The 21,390-nt window shown below is 52.5% G+C and carries 17 protein-coding genes, 1 tRNA gene and 1 pseudogene; 8 read left to right on the forward strand and 11 right to left on the reverse strand.

From position 1 onward, the window contains the following. Positions 1 to 100 precede the first annotated feature (100 nt). The 4 genes from EGM51_04370 to EGM51_04385 all read left to right on the forward strand — a co-directional run bounded on the left by EGM51_04370 (position 101) and on the right by EGM51_04385 (position 3,916). Positions 101 to 1,231 carry a cysteine desulfurase gene (locus tag EGM51_04370; protein ID QBG46670.1) on the forward strand — a complete coding sequence of 377 codons (1,131 nt, stop codon included), beginning with the start codon at positions 101 to 103 and terminating at the stop codon, positions 1,229 to 1,231. Between the two features lie 32 nt (positions 1,232 to 1,263). Beyond that, positions 1,264 to 2,499 carry a tRNA 4-thiouridine(8) synthase ThiI gene (gene thiI, locus EGM51_04375; protein QBG46671.1) on the forward strand — a complete coding sequence of 412 codons (1,236 nt, stop codon included), beginning with the start codon at positions 1,264 to 1,266 and terminating at the stop codon, positions 2,497 to 2,499. A 77-nt stretch (positions 2,500 to 2,576) separates the two neighbouring features. Further along, positions 2,577 to 3,446 (forward strand): patatin-like phospholipase family protein, encoded by an 870-nt coding sequence (locus EGM51_04380; GenBank protein QBG46672.1) that lies wholly within the window; start codon positions 2,577 to 2,579, stop codon positions 3,444 to 3,446. After that, positions 3,446 to 3,916 carry a hypothetical protein gene (locus EGM51_04385; protein QBG46673.1) on the forward strand — a complete coding sequence of 157 codons (471 nt, stop codon included), beginning with the start codon at positions 3,446 to 3,448 and terminating at the stop codon, positions 3,914 to 3,916. The genes EGM51_04380 and EGM51_04385 overlap by 1 nt, the downstream gene beginning before the upstream one ends. Position 3,917: 1 nt before the next feature. Here the strand turns inward: EGM51_04385 and EGM51_04390 are convergent, their stop codons facing one another. Then, the gene (locus tag EGM51_04390; protein QBG46674.1) at positions 3,918 to 4,853 is read right to left on the reverse strand and encodes a hypothetical protein; all 936 of its coding nucleotides are present in this window, start codon (positions 4,851 to 4,853) and stop codon (positions 3,918 to 3,920) included. 92 nt (positions 4,854 to 4,945) lie between these two features. Between EGM51_04390 and EGM51_04395 the strand changes: the two genes are divergently transcribed. Continuing rightward, positions 4,946 to 5,030: transfer RNA gene (locus EGM51_04395), tRNA-Tyr, on the forward strand. Positions 5,031 to 5,269: 239 nt separating this feature from the next. Here EGM51_04395 and EGM51_04400 read toward each other — a convergent pair. Beyond that, positions 5,270 to 6,034, reverse strand: coding sequence for an alpha/beta fold hydrolase (locus EGM51_04400; GenBank protein ID QBG46675.1), 765 nt, complete (start codon positions 6,032 to 6,034; stop codon positions 5,270 to 5,272). Beyond that, complete coding sequence (locus EGM51_04405) at positions 6,031 to 9,369, reverse strand: MFS transporter (protein ID QBG46676.1); 3,339 nt, start codon at positions 9,367 to 9,369, stop codon at positions 6,031 to 6,033. The genes EGM51_04400 and EGM51_04405 overlap by 4 nt, the downstream gene beginning before the upstream one ends. 167 nt (positions 9,370 to 9,536) lie before the next feature. Here EGM51_04405 and EGM51_04410 point away from each other — a divergent pair, with 167 nt between their 5' ends. Together EGM51_04410 and EGM51_04415 are read left to right on the forward strand one after the other, a co-directional pair. Next, a complete protein-coding gene (locus EGM51_04410) occupies positions 9,537 to 10,967 on the forward strand; it encodes a sigma-54-dependent Fis family transcriptional regulator (protein ID QBG46677.1) in 1,431 nt (476 codons plus the stop codon). 74 nt (positions 10,968 to 11,041) lie between these two features. Continuing rightward, positions 11,042 to 12,397 (forward strand): annotated as a pseudogene (locus EGM51_04415) (DDE transposase). A 272-nt stretch (positions 12,398 to 12,669) separates the two neighbouring features. Here the strand turns inward: EGM51_04415 and EGM51_04420 are convergent. Further along, on the reverse strand, positions 12,670 to 13,506 hold the full coding sequence (locus EGM51_04420) for an elongation factor Ts (GenBank protein ID QBG46678.1): 837 nt from the start codon (positions 13,504 to 13,506) through the stop codon (positions 12,670 to 12,672). A 17-nt stretch (positions 13,507 to 13,523) separates the two neighbouring features. Continuing rightward, complete coding sequence (rpsB, locus tag EGM51_04425) at positions 13,524 to 14,561, reverse strand: 30S ribosomal protein S2 (GenBank protein ID QBG46679.1); 1,038 nt, start codon at positions 14,559 to 14,561, stop codon at positions 13,524 to 13,526. 326 nt (positions 14,562 to 14,887) lie between these two features. Here rpsB and EGM51_04430 point away from each other — a divergent pair, with 326 nt between their 5' ends. Next, a complete protein-coding gene (locus EGM51_04430; protein QBG49240.1) occupies positions 14,888 to 16,981 on the forward strand; it encodes a thioredoxin domain-containing protein in 2,094 nt (697 codons plus the stop codon). On the opposite strand, the gene EGM51_04435 is transcribed toward EGM51_04430, so the two are convergent. The 6 genes from EGM51_04435 to xerD all read right to left on the reverse strand — a co-directional run bounded on the left by EGM51_04435 (position 16,947) and on the right by xerD (position 21,352). Then, entirely contained in the window at positions 16,947 to 17,423 is a 477-nt protein-coding gene (locus tag EGM51_04435; GenBank protein QBG46680.1) for a hypothetical protein, read from the reverse strand. The genes EGM51_04430 and EGM51_04435 overlap by 35 nt on opposite strands. Then, the gene (locus EGM51_04440; protein QBG46681.1) at positions 17,420 to 18,010 is read right to left on the reverse strand and encodes a sigma-70 family RNA polymerase sigma factor; all 591 of its coding nucleotides are present in this window, start codon (positions 18,008 to 18,010) and stop codon (positions 17,420 to 17,422) included. The genes EGM51_04435 and EGM51_04440 overlap by 4 nt, the downstream gene beginning before the upstream one ends. 64 nt (positions 18,011 to 18,074) lie before the next feature. Beyond that, positions 18,075 to 18,656, reverse strand: coding sequence for a prepilin-type N-terminal cleavage/methylation domain-containing protein (locus tag EGM51_04445; protein ID QBG46682.1), 582 nt, complete (start codon positions 18,654 to 18,656; stop codon positions 18,075 to 18,077). Between the two features lie 5 nt (positions 18,657 to 18,661). Then, entirely contained in the window at positions 18,662 to 19,069 is a 408-nt protein-coding gene (locus tag EGM51_04450) for a prepilin-type N-terminal cleavage/methylation domain-containing protein (protein ID QBG46683.1), read from the reverse strand. A gap of 17 nt (positions 19,070 to 19,086) precedes the next feature. Beyond that, complete coding sequence (locus EGM51_04455; protein QBG46684.1) at positions 19,087 to 20,337, reverse strand: type II secretion system F family protein; 1,251 nt, start codon at positions 20,335 to 20,337, stop codon at positions 19,087 to 19,089. A 127-nt stretch (positions 20,338 to 20,464) separates the two neighbouring features. Then, positions 20,465 to 21,352, reverse strand: a complete 888-nt coding sequence (xerD, locus tag EGM51_04460) for a site-specific tyrosine recombinase XerD (protein ID QBG46685.1) — start codon at positions 21,350 to 21,352, stop codon at positions 20,465 to 20,467. Positions 21,353 to 21,390: the final 38 nt, after the last annotated feature.

Consider the following 21,390-nt stretch of genomic DNA (forward strand, 5'->3'; position numbering starts at 1 on the left):
AATTCTCCGGATAATGCAGGGAAGCTGATTCGGAAATAATCTATCCAGGGTTGGAAATCCCGGCGTGGTTCGCTAAGTTGCGCGGTTTTGGGGAACTGTCATGTATTTTGATTATGCTGCAACGACGCCTCCGGATGATGAGGTGCTGAAAACCTTTGATGCTGTAAATCGCAATTTCTGGGCGAATCCGCATGCGCTGCATCGCCCCGGAATGCGGGCGGAGCAGCTGCTGGAACAGGCGCGCGTGCAGGTGCTTTCTTTGTTGGGGGCGGAAAACGGATTCCGCTGTATTTTTACGAGCGGAGCGACGGAATCGAACAACATGGCGATCCGCGGGGCGGCGAACCGGTTTAAATCGCGGGGGCGGCACCTGATTACATCGGCGGTGGAGCATCCTTCGGTCCTGACGGTTTTTCAATCTCTGGAAAGTGAGGGGTTTGAAGTAACGCTTCTGCCGGTTCTGGATAACGGGACGGTTGATCCTGAGGAGCTGAAGGCGGCGCTGCGGCCGGATACCACATTGATTTCGCTGATGCATGTGAACAACGAGGTCGGCGCGATTAATGATCTGCCAACCCTCGGAAAGCTGATCAAGGAAAATTCCAATGCGGTATTTCACGTCGATGCGGCTCAGTCGGTGGGGAAACTGCCGGTTGATCTGAGTAAACTCCGGGTGGATATGCTGACATTTTCCGCGCATAAATTTTATGGATTGAAGGGTTCGGGTGCGTTGATTTTTCCGGAAAAGATGGTCTTTAAACCATTGCTGTATGGCGGCGGTCAGGAATTCGGGCTGCGTTCCGGTACGGCGGATCCGGCGCGTGCCGCGGCGCTGGCGAAGGCACTTCGGCTTTCGCTGGAAAACTGGGATGAAAAGCTGGCGAAGGTGAGCCGGCTGAAATGTCGGATTGTGGAAGCACTTACAGAAATTCCGGATGTTGAAATCAACGGCTCGATAGATGAGGGGTCACCGTATATCATTAATTGTTCGGTGGCCGGCATTAAACCGGAAACGATTCTTCAGGGGTTATCGGAAAAGGGCATTTATATTTCGACGGTGTCAGCCTGCTCGGCCCGGCAGACGATCGAAAGCGGGGTGGTGCGGGCTGTGACAGGAAGTCCGGAGCGTGCGCAGCACAGTATTCGCATCAGCCTGGCCTCAATCACTGTGCAGAAAGAAGTCGACACACTCTGCGCTACATTGTCCACTATCATTGAAATGCTCCGCTGAACGCAGTCGGAATGAACATACAGGAATTTTAAATGCAATATGACGCCATATTAATTCGTCTCGGAGAATTGTTTCTGAAGGGGAAAAACAGACAGCGGTTTGTTGACCGGTTGTTTCAAACCGCAAAAAACAAGCTCGCCGGTTTTCCGGAGCTGAAACTGGAAAAGGAACGTGATCATTTTATGGTGATGCTGAATGGAACGGATTGCGAGTCCGTGCTGAAGCAGCTTGACCTGGTGTTCGGTATCCACTCCTATGCGTTGGGCACGATGTGTGAATCCGATATGGACGCCATTTGCGCAACCGCATTGCCGGCGGCAATCCGTGCGTGTAAGAACAGGAAAAGCATTAAGTTCGAGTCGAAGCGCAACTGGAAAAAGTTCGGGCTCAATTCCATCGAAATTTCCCAGCGGGTTGCGCAGTATGTCGGTACGCATGCGCCGGAAGGATCAATTAAATTCAACGTCAAACAGCCGGATCTGGTGATCCGTGTTTTTGTGAAGGAGCATCAGACGCTGATTGTTTCGGAGGTGCGGCCGGCGGCGGGCGGGCTTCCGATCGGTCTGAACGGGCGGGCGCTGCTGATGCTTTCGGGCGGGCTGGATTCGCCGGTGGCCGGCTATTTCATGATGAAACGCGGGCTTGTGGTGGAAGGTATCCATTTCGAGTCTCCGCCGTATACCACCGTCCGGGCCCGTCAGAAGGTTTATGATCTGGCGGAAAAGATGGCGCATTATCTTCCGCGTGGAAAAATGCTGATTCACATCGTTCCGTTTACGAAACTGCAGAGGGCGATTTTTGATAATGTGCCGGAGAGCTATGGCATGACGGTGATGCGGCGCATGATGTACCGGGTAACGGAGCATATTGCGAATGACCGAAAAATCCGTCTGCTGGCGAACGGGGAAAGTCTGGGACAGGTGGCATCGCAGACACCTGACAGCATGTGGGCAATCAATGCCGTAACCCATCTTCCGGTGATTCGTCCGCTGGCCTGTATGGATAAGGTTGATATCATGGAGACGGCGCGGAGGATTGATACCTATGATATTTCCATCCGTCCGTTTGAGGACTGCTGCACGGTTTTTGTTCCTAAGTATCCAAGTACTTCGCCGTCGCTTAAAAAATGCGAAAAATATGAAGGCTTTTTCGACTGGGCTCCGCTGGTGGAAAAATGTGCGCAGGCGGCGGAGACGGTTACGGTCGAGGCCGGCAAGCCGATCCGACTTGATACGGATACAACCGACGAAATCTGTTCGCTGCTTTAGGAGTCTACAGCGGAGCAGGATGCGATCCCGGAAGAATAGGCTTTCAAGTCCGTCGCAAAGTTCTGCATAGTTTTGCCATGAAAAAGATCGGACTGACTTTGGGGGGCGGCGGTGCTAAAGGATTTGCGCATCTGGCGGTACTTGAAGTATTCGATGAGCTCGGCATTAAACCTTCGTATATTTCGGGAACGAGTATCGGTGCTATTATCGGGGCGCTTTATGCATCGGGAAACACTGCTGAAGAGATTCATGAAATGATCAGCACCCTTTTTGTTGCTCCGAAAAAAAACGGCATTAAGACGATTCTTAAACCGAATGAGAATTTTAAGTTTCTTGAGCTGTTCGATCCCCATCTGAGTCTTAAACCGAAGGGACTGATCAAGGGGGAGAAGCTGCTCAATTTTCTTTATGAAAAAATCGGTGTGTCCACTTTTGAAGAACTGGAGATTCCGCTCAAAACCGTGGCCACTGATTTCTGGCGGAATGAACAGGTGGTGTTCAGTTCGGGTGAACTGCTTCCGGCCATCCGCGCCAGTATGGCGATTCCCTATGTGTTCACTCCGATCTGTATGAACGACCAGGTGCTGGTTGATGGCGGACTGGTGAATAATGTTCCGCTGGATTTGCTGAGCTCTGAGTGTGATATTCGTATTGCCGTAGATGTGATGGGGGAGAGCTCCAAACCCAAAACAAAAGTTCCGAATCCCATTGAGGCCATTTTTCATACTTACGAAGTGATGATGATCACGATTGCCGAAGAAAAGCGTATTTCGCATCCGGTGGATATCTTTCTGCGTATTCCGCTGGTGGATGCGGAACTGCTCGATTTTCATAAAACGGAACTGATTTATAACCAGGGGCTCGCCGTTAAAGAGGAATTCAGACGCCGACTGACGAAACTGCTCGAGAATAAACATTCGATTCTTAACTGGCTGCGGAGAAGATAATGCGTCCGGAATGGCTCATTATTGATGGCTATAATCTACTGCATTGCATTGCAGAGCTGAAGGTTTTGCTGAATGGCGAAATCGGGCTGGCACGGCATAAACTGGTTCGTATGGTTGAAGCGACCGCTCACCGCATGGCCCCGCAGACCACCATTGTTTTCGACGGCCGCGAGCAGGGGCAGGATGCGGCGCTGACGTCGAAGCATCTCGAAATATTTTTTTCTCCGGGAAAACATACTGCAGATACTGTGATCGAGCGGCTGGTGGCTAAATTTCCTGCTCCCGGAAAAATTCTTGTGGTGACCTCCGATCGTGCAGAGGCCAATACGGTGCTCAGTGATGGGGCGCAGGTGATGTCGTGCCCGGAATTCCTTGCGCAATGCAATATGGATGCGCGAAAGACGGTTCCGAAACAAACGCGCCCCGGACAGGTGCCCAGACTCGGAGATCTGTTTCCTGACGGAATATAGATCAGACGCCCATCTTCACACGGATTTCATTTTTCAGGCGTTCAACGTCTTCCGGAATAAGATATCCTGAAATCAGATTCAGTGCATTGGCCGCTCCGCACGCCATACCCTGTACAAGGGCTTCTTTCAGAGAACGGCCTGTATTGAAAGCCAACGCCAGGCCCGCCGTGACGGCATCACCGCTGCCGATCGGATTGATGGCCCGGATTTCCGGTGGGAAAATTTCCAGAGACCGAACGGCATCAAAATAAAACGAGGATTGTTTTCCCCGGCTGATAAAGACCGCCCGGGCACCACGTTCGATCAGTTTTCTGCAACCGGCGGGGATGTCATCGGTCCCCGTGACAGCAGTCAGCTCGTGGCTGTTGATTTTAATCAGTTCGGGATGGTGCTGTAGAGTCTGCAACAGCGGTTCACCCTGAGTATCAATAATCAGCTTTCCGCCCGCATTTTTTACGAGACGGCAGATTTCTGCATATCCGTCCAGAGGCGCACCGGCCGGCAGTTTCCCGGAAAGTGTTGTCCAGGTGCCGGAACGGTCCAGCGTCCGGAAAAGATCGAGCACCTTTTTCCAGTCCTTTGCAATGATAGGGGGCATCTCTTCCACCAGTTCCGTGGAGTCGGGATTCCCCGTTTCCACCAGCGTTTGACAGATGCGCGTTTCGCCTTCGACCTCGATATGGCGATAGTTGACTCCTTCGGCATCCAGCAGCTGTTCGAGTTGCCGTCCGTTGGCTCCTCCAATAAATTCAATCAGTTCAGCGCATCCGCCGAGCTGATGAACCATCCGGGCCACATTGGCTCCTTTCCCTCCGATGCCGGTCGTAACCGATTCCGCCCGGTTGACCGCCCCTTTTTCAATTTTTTTGAATGTAATGATTCTTTGGATGCATGGCGTAAATCCGCAACAGATAATGGGTTTTGATGATGAGCTCATAGGTTGGAAACATTAACCGAACTTTTTCTTAAAATCACAGTAGACAATGAAAAAAATTCGGGTATGTTATTCGCTCCTTTCGAGGAAATCCCGGTGGGATAGCGAAGCGGTCAAACGCAGCAGACTGTAAATCTGCCCTCTACGAGTTCGATGGTTCGAATCCATCTCCCACCACCACTTTAAGCGCTCTGCGGAGCGCTTTTTTTGTGTCCGGATGGAAGGAGATGTTCTGTGAAATACGGCTTCGAGCCCCTATTTACTTATTTCAATTTTCCCAAATGGCATTTCCCGAAAATGCTTAAATTCAGAGGTGTGCCGCCGGATCATTTCCGTCTTTGCACGGAAGCCTTCTGTCTTCCTCTTTTTGGTGAGCCGCGCAAATTGAAGGGATGAGAACCGGATATGGCGTAAGTCTGTTAATACTGCATGGAATGGTTTGATATGTGGGGTGATGGAGGCCTGAAACGACCGGTTTTAAGAAAGAGGATCGTTTGTTGAATAACCTCTTTATTCCACATTATTGTGGTATGCGTGGTGTGGAGTTGCAGAAAGTCGCTGTACGTTTCTGGGCGGACCCGGGCGATTGCGACTTTGCCATCGTCCGGTCCGGGAATCAGCATGGATAGAATCGGGTTGATCGAGCGGTCGCCCGCAATGATGCCCAGTTCAAACTCCGGATCCTTCAGCCGGAGCGGGTGGCTGTCGGTTCCTGTGCCCAGCTGATCCCCGGCCGGACCGTTGATCCATTGATAAAGAAAGACGTTGCCGAGTTTGTCAGTTACTTCACTGCCGCGGCTCGGTGGGGCAAGCATGACGACTCTGCCAAGGTTGGGAAGCGTGTGATGCTCCAGGTGCTCGCGCAGGATCAGTCCACCCATAGAGTGCGTCACAAAATGGACCGTCTTCGTTCCGTCGATATCCGGTTCCAGTGACCGGAAAATATCGTGGGTCAGTTTTTCGATTGTGGCAGAGGTGGAAGGATAGTCGACGTTGATCACGTTGTATCCTTCCGCCGTCAATTTTCTTTCCAGCTTATTCATTGCCTTGCCGGACCGGGCCAGTCCGTGCAGCAGGACAACGGTTTCGGGGCTGGTTGCACAGGGTTTGTCTTTTGTACAGCCACAGCACAATCCGCAAATGAGGTATAGCAGAAACGGAGAGGTTGCAATTTGTTTTTTCATGATGCCCTCACAGTTTTATGAAGTGACTGAAGGTCGAGTTTTCCGGTGCCCAGTGTCGGTAGTTCCGGCAGGTGGAAAAAGTTTGCAGCGCGCGGAATCCACAGATTAGGAAGTCCAAGACCCCGGAGTTTGGAAATCAGTGTTTCAGGGTCACCAGCGGCCGGAGTGTAGCAGACGGCCAGCTGTTCGCCTTTGGTCTGATCTTCAACTCCGACTACGGCTACGCAGGGTTCTTCGGTATCTGCAACCTGCTGCAGTGCCTCCTCAATCATACCGTGCGGCACCATTTCTCCGCCGATTTTACTGAAACGGGAAAGACGGCCGTTGATGTAGACGAAACCGGATGAATCCATTTTGGCGATGTCGCCGGTATTATACCAGCCCTCCTTCAGCACATCGGCAGTTCGTTCCGGCTGATTGAGGTAGCCCTGCATCACATTCGGTCCCTTGATCAGCATCAGCCCTTCGGTATCATCCGGCAGGGGTTCAAACGTTTCCGGATCAACGATGCGGACGGCGATGCCCGGCAGGGGCTGACCGGCACTGCCGGCTCGGTGTCCGTTTTTCAGGCTGAGCAATGCTACCGGCGAAAGTTCGGTGCAGCCGTAGCCTTCCATCGGCTGTATTCCGTATTTTTCTTTAAAGGCGACGGCCACATCGGTGCGCAGTTTTTCGCCGCCGGTGATGACGTGTTTCAGCGATCGGAAATCATCGGCCGCTGCTTTCCGGGCGTATGCCTGTAGGAAGGTCGGTGTAACCAGCAGCGCTGTGAGTTTTTCTTCTCTGATCAACCGGGTCATACGGGTGGTCTGCAGCGGATTGGGATGATAAACGGTCCGAATGCCTTTGAGCAGCGGCCACCACATCAGGCCGAGATAGCCGAATGCATGAAACAACGGAAGAACGGCGCACATGGAATCCCGGGTTGTGAAATCCTGGACGGCCTGCGTGGATTCCACATTTGAAAGTATATTGGCGTGGCTGAGCATTACTCCTTTCGGCGTGCCGGTGGTTCCGGAGGAAAAGATCAGAGTCGCAATATCCTCAGGTTGCGGTTCGCGTCCACCGGCCAGGTGTTTCGGAGAGGCGAACAGCGCGGATAGACCGGCGCGGAATTTTTCAGCTGGCGTCAGTTTTTTCAGCAGATCCTCCAGGTAGAGCCAATGTACCGGAAGCTTCGGCTGTTCCATGTTCCGGACAAAACGGCGCGAGGTGATAACATATTTTATTTCAGCCTGACGTATTGCTGAGGCCTGAGCTTCGGCGGAGGCTGTCCAGTTCAGGTTTACGGTCGTTTTTCCGGAGAGGGTAACGGCAAGATTGCTGATGACGTTCCCGACCGAGGTCGGCAGGAAAATGCCCAGATTTCTCTGATTATCCGTAATTGCTTTTAACCGGTTGGCCAGCGCGACGGCCCCGATCAGCAGTTTTCCGTAGGACGCCTGCTGTCCGAGTGTGTCCGAGGCTGCCGGGCGGAACCAGTTCCGGCGGGCCTGGGCGATGAACGTGTGAGGAAGCGTGTTTCCGGGTTTCAGACTCTGTTCGCGGGCATAGTCGGCACCGAGCTCGGCAATGACGCGGCGGGCTTCATCGGCCGGGGTATCGGTCGGTAGCGCCTTGCCGAAACGAACCGAGACCGGACGGGGGAACTGTTCCGGTTTGCGGAAGCCCGGTTTTCCATTTTTAAAACTGAATATGCTGCCCCAGATGTTGCCGATATGTGCCGGAATGATCGGGCAACCGCTGTTGTGGGCGATTTTCTCAAAACCTTTATTGAATTTCATCAGATTGCCGTTGGTGGTCAGTGCGCCTTCCGGAAAGATCCCTACAATGGCACCGGCTTCCATGGCTGTACGAGCTTCTTTGAGCGAGCGGGCGAGGGCGCGGGGACCGTCGGAGGTGTGGATCGGAATGCAGTTGGTGAGTTTGAAAAAGGGGTAGGCCCATTTCCAGGTTTTGAAGACATCGCGCGACATGACAAACCGGATCGGTCGGCCGGTGGCGGCCTGCAGCAGCAGGGCGTCGGCATAGGCGGTGTGGTTGCAGATCAGCAGGGCTCCGCCTTCACGCGGTAGATTTTCCAATCCTTGGAAACGGATTTTATAGAGGCGCTTGACTAGGCGAATCAGCCAGAAGCGCGTGAAGAAGCCCGGCAGGCGCAGGCAGGCGATTACAGCCGGTACTGCAGCGATGAGTCCGGTCGCCAGAACGCAGCCGCGGGCGTTTATGTGAAGGACGGCGGTGAGAACATAAAACAGTCCTGAAGCCGCGACCATGGTGGAGAAACTCAGGAAGCCGGTGGCTCCGAACACGGCGCCGCGTTTGTCAGCCGGTATGTGTTTCTGCAGGAAGGCGTTCAGCGGAACCAGATACATGCCGCAGCACATACCGAGCAGGACAATCCATCCGCCGATCACGATTGGTCCGGCGGCGAAGGACAGGCCGATGGCGCTGAGCATCACGCCAAGGGCGCCGACGGGAATCAGGCCGATTTCAATCGTATGTTTGGAGAGTTTTCCCGTCAGCAGGGCGCCGATGCCAATGCCGACGGCGGCCAGCGGGAAAAGCATGGGGGCGCGTTCGACGGTCATGCCGAGGACTTCGCGGCCATAGAGCACGAGAGTCTGTTGAAATAGTGCTGTGATGCCGCCGAAGAGCACGAGACCGAGTGCCGCCTGTTTGGCCCAGTCGTCGTCTTTGAGTGATTTTAGCGCATGAACGACATCCGGGATAATCCACGGTGACGCATTCCGTGTTTTTCCAAAGGCCGGAACATCGGCCATTTTATACGAAGCAAATGCACCGATCAGTGCAAGGGCTGCACAGACCGTCAGAACCAGCAGGGAGCTGCGTCCGAGATAGCCGATCATCAGTGCAGGCAGTGCGGTGCCCAGAATGATGGCGACGTAGGTGGCGGCAGTCAGGTAGCCATTGGCGCGGGAGAGATCTTCATCTTTCACCAGTTCCGGAATAATGCCGCGTTTGGCCGGACCGAACAGGGCGCTCTGACAACAGAGCAGGAAAAGCAGTACATAGATCGGCCAAGCCAGACCGGAAAGCAGGGCGGGAATGGAAACTGTCAGCAGGCCGACTTCCATCCATTTACTGACAATGATGATGTTTTTTTTACTGAATCGATCGGCCAGCGCACCGGCCGTGTTGGAGAACAGGATGAAGGGGGTGACGAAGAGCGCTGAGCAGGTTGCAATGACTGTCGGCAGGCTCCGGTCACCTAAAAGGGAAATCAGAACTATAACGGCGGTCATTTTGAAGGCATTGTCGTTAAAGGCTCCGGTGAACTGACTGATATTTAACCATTTGAATGTATTTTTCATTTCCGCTCCTGAAGATTTTTGTTCAACGGGAGCCCCTAATGCACGAGATATGCCATCGAAAATGGATGTGCTGTAACAGTCTGGAAACAAACGGTTAATGTAAATTATCCGGTTTTGCTATTTTATATGAATGGACAATAATTGAATGTTTAATATACATAATATGTATGAATATAAACTTCTTCAGAATGGTATCGCAGGCGGCGTTCAGTAATCCGTTCAGCGACAAACGAGTGGATATTGACCGGCAGATTGTCGGGGCGGATGAGACGGTTGATTGGCATTCCGTGCTTCAGCCGCTGCTGATGAAGCTGGAAGAAGAAATTGAGCAGCTTAGGCGATCCGGTGATATCGTGATTGATCGTAAAGGAGGCGAGGATGCCTGGGCGGTGGGAGTCAGTATTCTGTTTCATGTTTTTCATCGCTATATGGAGCGGTTTGACCGGTTGATCGAGGAGCAGATCAGGGCGGGGGATGAGTCGCTCCGGGCACCTTTTGCCTTCCAGTGTCTGGAGGAGCTGGTCGGGTTCGGGTTCGGCCGTGAAGATGCGCGGCGCTATGTGGCGATGTTTTATCAGATTCGCCGTGCGTATTATTTTATTTCAACCGGTTTGATCGGTGCATCGCCAGCGATGAAAAAGCTGAGGGCCCGGCTTTGGGATAATATTTTTACGCATGAAATTGCGTGGTATGAATCGGGTTTATGGGACCGCATGGAAGACTTTTCCACCCTGCTGCTGGGGGAGACCGGTTCGGGCAAGGGGGCTGCTGCAGCAGCGATCGGGCGGTCGGGTTATATTCCGTTTAATCCTGTTGCGCAGAAATTCGAGGAGAGTTTTACCCGCGCGTTTGTTTCCATCAACCTTTCACAGTATCCGGCGTCGCTGATTGAATCGGAGCTGTTCGGGCACCGAAAAGGCGCGTTTACCGGGGCGATTGAAAAGCATGAGGGCATCTTTTCGCGGTGCAGTGCGCATGGGGCTATTTTTCTGGATGAAATCGGGGATGTGGGTATTCCGATTCAGATCAAGCTGCTGCAGGTGTTGCAGGAGCGGACATTCTCACCGGTGGGCAGTCATGAAAAACTGCGTTTTAACGGGCGGGTGATCGCCGCTACGAATAAGTCGATTGATGAACTGCGGCGCGCGGGTGAGTTTCGTGATGATTTTTATTACCGGCTCTGTTCCGACATCATCACGGTGCCGCCATTGCGGGAACGGATCCGGCAGACACCGAAAGAGCTGGAGCTGCTTGCCGGGCATCTGATGGGACGGATCTGCGGGACGGAGCTGAAATATCCAATCCTTGCAAAGCTCAAGGAGAATGTGGGGCACAACTATGCCTGGCCGGGCAATGTGCGCGAGCTGGAGCAGGCGATACGCCGTATTATGATTACGGGATCGTATACCGGCGATGCCGCTGCGGAATCGCATACAGAGGTTTCTTTGGAACAGGCGATGTCATCCGGAAACGTTACAGCTAAGGAACTGGTGGAAAGATACTGCCGGGAGCTCTATGCGGTTTACGGCAATTATGGAGAGGTGGCGCGTCGGACGGGCCTCGACTGGCGTACAGTGAAAAAGAATGTGGGAACCTAGCAGTCTGTCGGACTTATCTATTTTAGATTTAAGGCACCTACGATAGACTGGTTTAGTCTTAACGGATTAGACTTATGGCTACTCGACTCAAAAACCTCGACCGCAATACCCCGATGCTTTTACCGCCGGATCTTCGCGACTGGATTCCTCAGAACCACATCGTTCATTTTCTGATTGATGCCGTGGAACGGCTTCCGAGCGAAAACTTCCACGTCAACCGGCGGGGAACCGGCGACGAGCAGTATCCACCGCGCATGATGCTGACCCTGCTCATCTATTGCTACGCTACAGGCCGCTTCTCCTCGCGCGTGATTGAGGAGGCATCCTGGTCGGATGTCATCGTTCGTTATATCTGCGGGGGCGACCTGCATCCCGATCACGACACCATCTGCACGTTCCGCCGTACGAATCGCGAGCTGTTCGAAAAGGCTTTCGTGCAGGTGTTGCTTATGGCGCAGGAGACCGCCGGGCTCAAGAAGGTCGGCACCGTGAGCATCGACGGCACCAAAATCAAGGCCAATGCCAGCAGGCACTCCGCCGTCAGCTATAAATACGCAGGCGAGCAGATCGAACTGCTGCGCCGGGAGGTTGAGCAACTCACGGCCAAAGCCGAACAAATCGACAACGTTCCGCTCGACGACGGGCTGAGCATTCCAGACGAAATCGTCCGGCGCGAAGACCGAATCAAGAGCTTGGAGCAAGCCCGCTCCATCATCGAGGAGCGTTACAAAGAAGAACACCTGCAGAAACAAGCGGACTACGAAAAGAAGAAATCCAGGCGCGACGACCAACGTAGAAATGGACGCAAACCGCGCGGCAAGGAGCCCCAGCCTCCATCGGAAACGCCGCCCGACCACAAGCAGTACAACTTCACCGATCCCGAAAGCCGGATCATGAAAGCCGGGAACGGAAACCACTTCGAGCAGGCCTATAACGCACAGGCCGCAGTCGATACCGAAACCTATCTGATCGTCGGCCAGCTCGTCACCGACGCACCCAACGACAAGCAGCAACTCAACCCCGTGCTCGAAAGCATCCCTGCCGAGGTTGCCGATCCGGAAAACGTTCTTGCCGATACCGGCTACTACAGCGAAGACGCCGTCAGGAAAGCGGAGGCCAACGCTGGTCCGAGCGTTTATTGCGCCATGGCCAAAAGTGGACACCACGTCAGCGTCGCCGATCTTGAAAAACAATCCATCGCCCTTGCGCCGCCGCCGGACGCATCCGCAAAGGAGCAGATGGCCCACCGCCTCAATACGCCCGAAGGCAAAGCACTCTATAAAAAACGTAAGCAGACCGTGGAGCCCGTCTTCGGGATCATCAAGGAAGTCCTCGGCTTCCGCCGGTTCTCTATGCGAGGGAAAGAGAAGGCCGAAACCGAATGGAGCCTCGTCTGCCTCAGCTACAATCTAAAGAAAATCTTCACCCTATCGGGAAGGTGCGCCCCGGAACGACCGCTCCGAACCGCAAAACAGCACGCCAAGGCCTTGGCGCGACCTATTCTCGCGTTTTCCCGGGTTAAATCCTGCATCGAGATGAATTATTTGGCTTCAGCAGAAAAGTCTTTCGTAGTTTTGCAGTCAGGCAGTGTTTTAACTCCGACAGGCTGCTAGCCGTACTCATTTTTGTCCCTGTATGAAGCCTGTGGCACAAAAAAAGCCCGTCGAAATGACGGGCTTTTGATCGGTCTGAAAAATCAGACTTATGCGCCGAGCTGGTAGCGGACGTAGCGCTTGACCGTAATGGTGTCGCCGAGTTCCTTGCTTTTTTCTTCCAGCAGTTTGGTGATGGAAACTTTGTCTTCTTTAACAAAGCCCTGCTCCAGGAAGCAGATCAGGCTGTAGAACTTGTTCGCTTTGCCTTTGAGGATGCCTTCCATAATGTTTTCCGGCTTGCCTGCGAGCTGCTTGCGGGCAATATCCATTTCCTCTTCCAGCTGTTCAGCAGGAACTTCATCACGGCTCAGGTAGGCCGGAGCCGCCGCTGCAACATGCAGCGTGAGGTCTTTAGCCAGTTCCTGATAAACCGGGGATGCAGCGGTTTCTTCCTTTTCGAAGCCGAGTTCCAGCAGAACGCCGACTTTGCCGCCCATATGAATGTAGGAAGTGATGGAGCCTGTGCCTTCAACATCCCATTTAACGTTGCGCCGGAGTTTGATTTTTTCTCCGATCGCAGCCATAACGGTTTCAATTTTGTCATTCACGTCTTCCGCCATTTTGTCGGACTCGTGGTTCAGGGCATCCTGACGGAGTTCTTCAACAAATTTCTGGAAGTCTTCGTTACGGGTAACAAAGTCGGTCTCGCAGTTCACTTCGATCATACCGGCAGACTTGGCGTCGTCGGAAACAATCGCGGCAACCATGCCTTCCTTGGCTTCTTTGGAAGCCCGTTTGGCTGCTACGGCAGCGCCTTTTTCGCGAAGAATTTTAACGGCGGCATCGAAGTCTCCGTCAGTCTGCTCGAGAGCTTTTTTGCAATCGTCGATCCCCATAGAGGTGGAATCGCGAAGTTCCTTAATCATTTTTACGGTAATAGCCATTTCTTAAGTCTCCAGAGTTAGTCTACTTTTTTCTCTTCAGATTTTTCTGCGGCAGCTTCTTCGGCCGGAGCTTCTTCAGCAACCGGAGCAGCTTCTTCTTTTACTTCTTCGGCTTTCGGCGCTTTGGCAGCAGGAGCTTCCTCTTTTACTTCTTCAGCCGGAGCGGCGGCAGCTTCGGCCTTTTTGGCTTCTTCTGCTTTTTTCTTCTGCTCTTTGATTTTCTTCAGCACTTCTTCGCGCTTCTTCTTGTCTTCTGCTTCTTTTTTCTGACGTTCTTCACGGGCCGCTTTGGCTTTTGCGCGCTCTTCGGCTTCAGCGGCTTCGCGGGCCTCGCGCTCGGCTTTAGCTTTTGCCGTGTATTCAGCGTCGGCGGCTTTCATGGTTTCTCCGAGAACGTCGCAGATCAGGCCGATGGAACGGAGGGAGTCGTCGTTGCCCGGGATCGGATAGTCGACGAGGTCCGGATCGGCGTTGGTGTCAACCAGTGCCACGATCGGAATGTTGAGGCGTCTGGCTTCAGCCAGCGCCAGATGCTCGCGCTTAAGGTCGACCACGAAAAGGGCACCGGGTTTTTTGTCCATCTGTGCAATACCGGTCAGGTTGCGTTCCAGTTTGTTAAGTTCGCGGCGCAGTACGGAAACTTCCTTCTTCGGAAGTTTGTCCATCGTGCCGTCTTTTTCCATTTTCTGGAGTTCGCGCATACGGGCCACCGAAGAGCGGATGGTTTTATTGTTGGTCAGCATGCCGCCGAGCCAGCGATAGATCACGTAAGGCTGGTTGGTGCTTTCCGCACATTCCTGGAAGATTTCGCGGGCCTGTTTTTTGGTGCCGACGAACAGCACTTTTTCACCACGAAGAATTACATCCTTCAGGAAGGTTTTAGCCAGCTCGAGCTGGGACATGGTTTTGTTCAGGTCGATGATGTAGATCCCGTTTTTTGCGCCATGAATATAACGTTTCATTTTCGGGTTCCAACGTTTGGTCTGGTGACCAAAGTGCAGACCTGCGTCGAGCAGATCCTGTACAGACACAGTCTTAGTGAATGAATCAGCCATTTTGCCTCTCCTTATAGTTTATTCTATTTAAGTTAAACAATCCGCTTTGGCATGCCCGAGGCACGAGCAGCCTTCGCTTCCAACCGGGACTTCCGGTTGATTAAGCCGCGCAATATACGGATACGTATGCACCCGGGCAAGGGTTTCCTTGAAAAAAAAGGTATTCCGGGAAAGGGGAGAGGGGGAGAACGCGAGAGTTCGGAGCAAGGAGTCCCCGGTCTTTATCGAGAATAATCTCGCAGTAAAACTAAAATGGTACCATATTTGAAGGTGTGAAAATTCCGGTGAACCATTACATTATCGCCGGATAACCGGACGCTGAAATGATGACTGAATCTGAAAACTTCAACTGTACAAACCGCCTGATCAATGAAAAGAGTCCGTATCTGCTGCAGCATGCGCATAATCCGGTGGACTGGTATCCGTGGGGGGATGAGGCGTTCCAGACGGCGCAGCGTGAAGATAAACCCATCTTTCTTTCGATCGGCTATGCTACCTGTCACTGGTGTCATGTGATGGAACATGAATCCTTCGAAAACGAAGAAATCGCGCGCCTGCTCAATGAAGCGTTTGTCTGCATCAAAGTGGACCGCGAGGAGCGGCCGGATATCGACAATATTTATATGACCGTCTGCCAGATGATGACGGGGCAGGGCGGATGGCCGCTGACGATAATTATGACGCCGGACAGGGAGCCGTTTCATGCGGCGACCTATATTCCGCCGGAGCAGCGGCACGGTCGGATCGGGATGAAACAGCTGGTGCAGCGGATTTCCGGTGTCTGGAACAATCAGCGGGAAAAAGTCCTCAAATCCGCCGGCCGGATCTTGGATGTGCTGATTGAACAGCAACGCTCCGGCAGGGGGGAGGATCTTGATCCGGGACTGCTGGAATCAGGGTTTAATGAGTTGATGAATCAGTACGACAAACTGTTCGGCGGGTTTGGTCTTCAGCCTAAGTTTCCTTCGCCGCACCGACTGATTTTTCTGCTGCGGCAGGGGAAAGCAGAGGGTGTGGCCGCTGTTGAACATACGCTTTCGGCGATGCGCAAAGGCGGGGTTTTTGATCAGATCGGGTTTGGATTTCATCGTTATTCAACGGATCGAAAATGGCTGCTGCCGCATTTTGAAAAGATGCTTTACGATCAGGCGCTGCTGGCTTTTGCCTATTGCGAAGCCTATGAAATGACCGGGAAAAAACTCTATAGTCAGGTGACTGAAGAGCTTCTTGAATATGTGATGCGCGATATGACGGTGCCCGACGAAGAGTCCCGTCATTCGGGCGGCGGATTTTATTCGGCGGAGGATGCAGACTCTGAAGGGGAAGAGGGATTGTTTTATATCTGGTCGGCGGAGGAGATGAAATCGGTGCTTGGTGCCGATTATGATTTTGTTTCCAGGCATTGGAATGTGCAGGATGGCGGAAATTTCCGTGATGAAGCTTCAGGCCGGCAGAGCCCCTGCAATATTCCGTATTTGTCTGAATGGTGCTCCGATGAAGATGCTGTGCGGATTTCCGAGCTTCGGAAAAAGCTGTTTGCGGTCCGGGAAAAGCGGGTGCATCCATTAAAGGATACCAAAGTGCTGGCGGACTGGAACGGACTGATGATAGCGGCTTTTGCTAAAGCTGGGCGTGCTCTCGGTGATGAGAAATATACTGTCGCGGCGGAGCGCGCGGCAGCTTTTGTGGTTGCGGAAATGCAGGATGAAGATGGAAGGCTGCGGCATCGCTGGCGGGAGGGGCATACGGCGGTTTCTGGGCAGTTGGAGGATTATGCCTTTATGATTTTCGGCCTGCTGGAGCTCTATGAAAGCACACTGGACTTTCAATATCTGAAAAAGGCAATGAACTATCAGGCGATTCTTGATGAACACTTTGCTGATGATGCCGGCGGTGGATATTTTATGACGTCTGACGACGCGGAAGCGCTGATTGTGCGACCGAAGGAGTTGTATGACGGGGCGATTCCTTCCGGGAATTCCGTGCAGTTTTATAATCTGCTGAAACTGGCGCGAATGACCGGTAATCCGGAGCTGGATAAGCGGGCGGCCGAGACCGGCAGAGCGTTCAGTGGGATGATTGAGCGTTCTCCGGCCGGTTTTGCCCAGGCTCTGACTGCGTTGCAGTTTTCGGTTGGAGAAACGGTTGAAATTGTGGTGATCGGGGATAAGGAAGAGGCCCGGCCGATGATTGAATACCTGCATTCCGTTTATCATCCGGGCAAGGTGATTCTGCTCAAGGATGCAGAACATGCGGATCAGCTCGCCGTGCTGGCTCCGTTCACCGAAGAGCAGCAGATGATCGATGGAAAACCGACGGTGTATCTCTGCCGCAATTTTTCCTGCGAAAAGCCGATTAACAGGCTTGAGGAGCTGAAGGAGCGGTTTACAGCGAAGCGTAGGAATCCTCGTAAGTCATAAGGAAACTGAACGCGAGATCGTCTTCGGAAAAACCATCATATACGATGCTCGAAACCCGGGTTTCGGTATCCATCAGCTGGGTTTCCGTCATGATCAGTTCCATACCCACTTTGTCGGGGGAATAGTGCCCGAACGTGAGACCCAGTACAATGAGCAGTGAGGCGGCCAGTGGAATGAGCTGCCGCATTCCAAACATCGGAAGCCGTAATTTTTTCTTTTCAGGCACATTTTTCCGCGCCTCCCGCAGCACATTCTGTATTACTGTGGCTGACGGTTCCTCTTCCAGACTGTGGAATCGGGGTTTTGATTCGATCAGGGCAAACTGGAATTCCCGGCACGCTTCGCAGTCGTGCAGATGTGCCGCGAGCTCATTGGCCCGTTTCGCCGACAGTTCTCCGGTATCCTGTAACAGTATTGCTTTTTCAGCATCGTGGCACTTCATGAGATAGCCTCCTGCAGTTCTTCATATTCATCCTTTAATATAGAACGCAATTTGCCCAATGCATATTGCATCCGGGCTAAACAGGTATTGATCGAGCATTTCTGGAGTTTGGCAATTTCCTTGAATGACATGTTTCCATACATTCTGAGCATAAAGACTTCTTTCTGTTCTGCGGAGAGTGTACTTACCGCTTCATCAATCTGAACGCCCAGCATGGTTCCTCCGGATTCCTCCGCGGGGTTGATTCCCGGTGCGGCGAGGCGATCCTCCAGCGTTGAATCTCCATCGTCTCCACCGATTCCGCTCTGCATGGAAATATTTTTTCTGCTGCGCCGAGCCCGATCGATCACCAGATTATGGGCAATGCGAAACAGCCAGTTGAGAAAATTCTTATGTTTGAATTTATGCACGTTTTTAAGGGCCCGGAACCAGGTTTCCTGAAAGATCTCGTCGGCATCCTCGCGGCCTTCGGTCATTTTCAGAATAAATGAATAAAGCGGACGTTTGTATTTTTCCACCAGCGGTGCCAGCGCATCCGCGTCGCCGCCGAGGTAGGCATTAATACAATCAGTATCCGAAATATCCATAATGCGTAGTACTACGTGTTGCGTTTTTTAGCAAATCCGACCAATAAACGGCCGGTCCGGGAATCTATTGCAGGAATTCCGAAGTAATTTTTCCGGAGATGGGATCATTTTCCATGCGGATGGCGACGCCGCGCTTGTCTTCAATCTCGATTTCAAACTTTTCGCACTGTCCATTCGGGAAGAAGCGAATCAGGTAGAGATCAGGGAATTCATCGTCTTCTTCCGTCCACTCCTTGTCGAATTCACGTATGGTGAGACCTTCGGGGAGAATTTTATGGACTTCCTTTTCAATGCCGGCGGTTTCGCCGGATGTTCCGTCATCGTCTTTATAGCCCAGCCTTTTCAGCACATCCTGATCAATCTCGCCGTCGGCCGAATTGGTCTGAACCTGTTCGCCGCCCAGAAAAATTTCCATGGTTTCGTGATTCAGGGCAACCGTCATTACCTCTTCCCGCATGATCGCCATGCTTCGTGCATAACGACTCATGCGGCTGATGGTACGGGCCGTCGTTTTCAGGCCGGCTCCTTTGAGGGTTCCTGAAAAATAAGGAAGAGAAATTCCTGTAATGATAGCGACGATGACAATAACGAGCATCACCTCCATGAGGGTGAATGCCCGTCGGTTAAACTGGGGATGCTCCGGCAAAGGAGTTAATCCCAGTTATTTGCAGTGGCCTTTCCATCTTCCGACGTACAGGAGATGTCGAAAGTATGGGTGTTGTGAGTGCCGGGGGCCTGGTAGACAAACGGTTTTCCCCAGGGATCCAGCGGAATTTTTTTCTTCTGGAGAAAGGGGCCGCCTTTGGATTCGTCGAGCAACGCGTCCAGACTGCTGGGATAGGTTCCGTTGATGATTTCGTATTGCTGAACGGCCATTGAGAGTGTTGCGATGGTCGATTTCGCCGCATTCAGGTCGGCCTGCTGTTTTTTACCTCCGATGTTCAGGCCGTTCATGGTGACCCCGGCAATAATACCGAGAATAACCACAACAAGAATTACTTCAATCAGGGTGAATCCTGATTTTTTACTCAGATGCTTTTTGGTTTCTTCCATTTTCATCTCCGTACTCCTTTTAATCAAAATCCGCTCAGTGTATCCGTGAGTGTTAATACGGGCAGCATGAGACAGATGGCCATGCCGCCGACGATTGCCGCAACCGCTACAATTAATAGCGGTTCCAGTACGGTTGTACACGTTTTAACCAGCCGGTCCAGTTCCGAGTCATACCGTCGTGTAATATGGGAAAGTGCATTCGGCATATCCCCGGTTTCCTCGCCGACCGCCAGCATATCGGTCAGAAGGCGCGGGAAAATTTTCCCCTGGGCCAGTGGTTTGGAAATGGTGGCCCCATCGGTGACTTTATCGCGGGCTCGCCCCACTTCGTCGGCAATAACGACATTGCCGATTGTTTTCTGAACAATTCCCATGGCCGGCAGTACCGCCACGCCGTTGTGCAGCAGGGTACCGAATGTTCGGGAAAAATGGGCGTAGGCGTTGGCGCGGATGATGGAGCCCATAATCGGTATTCGCAGCTGCATCCGGTGCCATAGTGTTTTGCCCTGCATGGTTTTCAGCCAGCGTTTGAGGAAAATAATCAGCAGTGCAACAACGCCCAGCACAACCAGGCCGTATTTCAGGGTGAAATTGCTCATGGTCATAAGAATCTGGGTTGGGCGGGGGAGCTCGGCTCCCATCTCCTCAAAGGTGTTTGCAAAGCTCGGTACAATATAGATCATCAGCCCGATGACCGCGAGTCCGCCGATAGTCATGACGATGGCCGGATAGATCAGCGCGGAGATGACTTTTCCCCGGGCTTCGTGTACACGCTCGTAATGAACGCAGATATTTTCCAATGCGCCCGGAAGGTTGCCTGATGCCTCGCCGGCGCGGACGAGATTGACATAAAGAGCGGAAAAGGTTTCGGGATACATTTCCAGCGCATCGGAAAGAGAGGTGCCCTGTACAATTTCATCGCGCAGTGTTTCCACAATCCGACCGACTGCACTCTCATCTTTTCGGGCGGCAAGCGTATGTAAAGCCCGTCCAATGGTCATACCGGAGGCAACCAGATCCGAAAGTTCGCGGGAAAAGAGCAGCAGATCCTGCAGTTTCATACGGGGTTTACGTTTGAAACCCAGCTGGAAGTTGAGACCTTTCCGGTTTTCGCTGCTTTCCTGACGATGTGTTTTGGTGGTTTCCGTAATGGAAACGGGAATATGCCCCATCGATTCAATGACACGTACCGCACCGGAGCGGTCGTTTGATTCCACCACACCTTCTACGCGTTCACCGCCTTTTGAACGGCCGATATATTTAAAATGTGCCATAGCAAGTTCTGATTATTGGACAACCCGAGGATTCTTCTGCAACAACTCGAAAAGAATAGAGAATGAATCGATTTTTGAAAGCCGCAAATGCAGTGGATGCACGATGATGAACGGAGATCGCACCGCTTCAGGCCCGCGGATGAAACTGTTCGTGAACCGATTTAAGACGGTTGGGGTCAACATGGGTGTAGATCTGGGTGGTGGCGATGTCGGCATGACCGAGCATTTCCTGAATAACGCGCAGAGGAGCCCCGTTCTGCAGCAGATGACTGGCAAAAGAGTGTCGCAACGTATGCGGGGTGACATTTTTCATGATGCCGGCGTCTTTGGTGTATTTCTTGATGATCTGCCAGATGCGCTGCCGGCAGAGGGCGGTTTCCCGGCGCGAAACGAAAACATGCTGAAGATGCGGATTGTCGCACAGTATCGGTCGGACTTCCTCGAGATAGCAGCGGAGAATATTGGCGGAATTTTCGGCAATCGGAATAACCCGTTCTTTACGCCCTTTGCCGATGACGCGAATATAGCCGTCGTCCAGATGCAGGCTGGAAAGTGAAAGATTGGCCAGTTCCGAAACGCGCAGCCCGGAAGCATAAAACATTTCCAGCATCGCCCGATCCCTTACGCCCAGTGGTTTACGCATGTCAGGGGCGTTTAAAAGCAGTTCCACTTCCTTTTCCGATAGCGTATCCGGCAGGATTTTCCAGAGCCTGGGAGAATCCATGGTGTCCGTAATATTTTTATCCAGCAGTCCTTCCTGTTGGAGATACCGGAAAAAAACCTTAATGGAAACCAGATGGCGCGAAATGGAGTTGGTCGACATTCCTTTGGCCTTCATGGCCATGAGATGATCAAGCACCTGTTTGCGGCTGACCTGATTCAGCGAGGTAACCCCTTTTCGGGTAAGAAAATCAAGAAACTGACTGATGTCATCCGCATAGGCTTTGCGCGTATTGATGCTCAGCCCGCGTTCCAGCGAAATATAATCCAGGAAACTTTCCAGAAAGATGTTCATAGTGCATAAAATAGTACACTAAAGTCAGAGCAACAAGG

The organism is Verrucomicrobia bacterium S94 (assembly GCA_004299845.1).
Taxonomy (GTDB): Bacteria; Verrucomicrobiota; Kiritimatiellia; order Kiritimatiellales; family Pontiellaceae; genus Pontiella.

What these genes read in the sequence shown, in the direction of transcription:
- EGM51_04370 (QBG46670.1), top strand. Translation starts at nt 101, where the DNA reads ATGTATTTTGATTATGCTGCAACGACGCCTCCGGATGATGAGGTGCTG.
- thiI (QBG46671.1), top strand. Translation starts at nt 1,264, where the DNA reads ATGCAATATGACGCCATATTAATTCGTCTCGGAGAATTGTTTCTGAAG.
- EGM51_04380 (QBG46672.1), top strand. Translation starts at nt 2,577, where the DNA reads ATGAAAAAGATCGGACTGACTTTGGGGGGCGGCGGTGCTAAAGGATTT.
- EGM51_04385 (QBG46673.1), top strand. Translation starts at nt 3,446, where the DNA reads ATGCGTCCGGAATGGCTCATTATTGATGGCTATAATCTACTGCATTGC.
- EGM51_04390 (QBG46674.1), bottom strand. Translation starts at nt 4,853, where the DNA reads ATGAGCTCATCATCAAAACCCATTATCTGTTGCGGATTTACGCCATGC.
- EGM51_04400 (QBG46675.1), bottom strand. Translation starts at nt 6,034, where the DNA reads ATGAAAAAACAAATTGCAACCTCTCCGTTTCTGCTATACCTCATTTGC.
- EGM51_04405 (QBG46676.1), bottom strand. Translation starts at nt 9,369, where the DNA reads ATGAAAAATACATTCAAATGGTTAAATATCAGTCAGTTCACCGGAGCC.
- EGM51_04410 (QBG46677.1), top strand. Translation starts at nt 9,537, where the DNA reads ATGAATATAAACTTCTTCAGAATGGTATCGCAGGCGGCGTTCAGTAAT.
- EGM51_04420 (QBG46678.1), bottom strand. Translation starts at nt 13,506, where the DNA reads ATGGCTATTACCGTAAAAATGATTAAGGAACTTCGCGATTCCACCTCT.
- rpsB (QBG46679.1), bottom strand. Translation starts at nt 14,561, where the DNA reads ATGGCTGATTCATTCACTAAGACTGTGTCTGTACAGGATCTGCTCGAC.
- EGM51_04430 (QBG49240.1), top strand. Translation starts at nt 14,888, where the DNA reads ATGACTGAATCTGAAAACTTCAACTGTACAAACCGCCTGATCAATGAA.
- EGM51_04435 (QBG46680.1), bottom strand. Translation starts at nt 17,423, where the DNA reads ATGAAGTGCCACGATGCTGAAAAAGCAATACTGTTACAGGATACCGGA.
- EGM51_04440 (QBG46681.1), bottom strand. Translation starts at nt 18,010, where the DNA reads ATGGATATTTCGGATACTGATTGTATTAATGCCTACCTCGGCGGCGAC.
- EGM51_04450 (QBG46683.1), bottom strand. Translation starts at nt 19,069, where the DNA reads ATGAAAATGGAAGAAACCAAAAAGCATCTGAGTAAAAAATCAGGATTC.
- EGM51_04455 (QBG46684.1), bottom strand. Translation starts at nt 20,337, where the DNA reads ATGGCACATTTTAAATATATCGGCCGTTCAAAAGGCGGTGAACGCGTA.
- xerD (QBG46685.1), bottom strand. Translation starts at nt 21,352, where the DNA reads ATGAACATCTTTCTGGAAAGTTTCCTGGATTATATTTCGCTGGAACGC.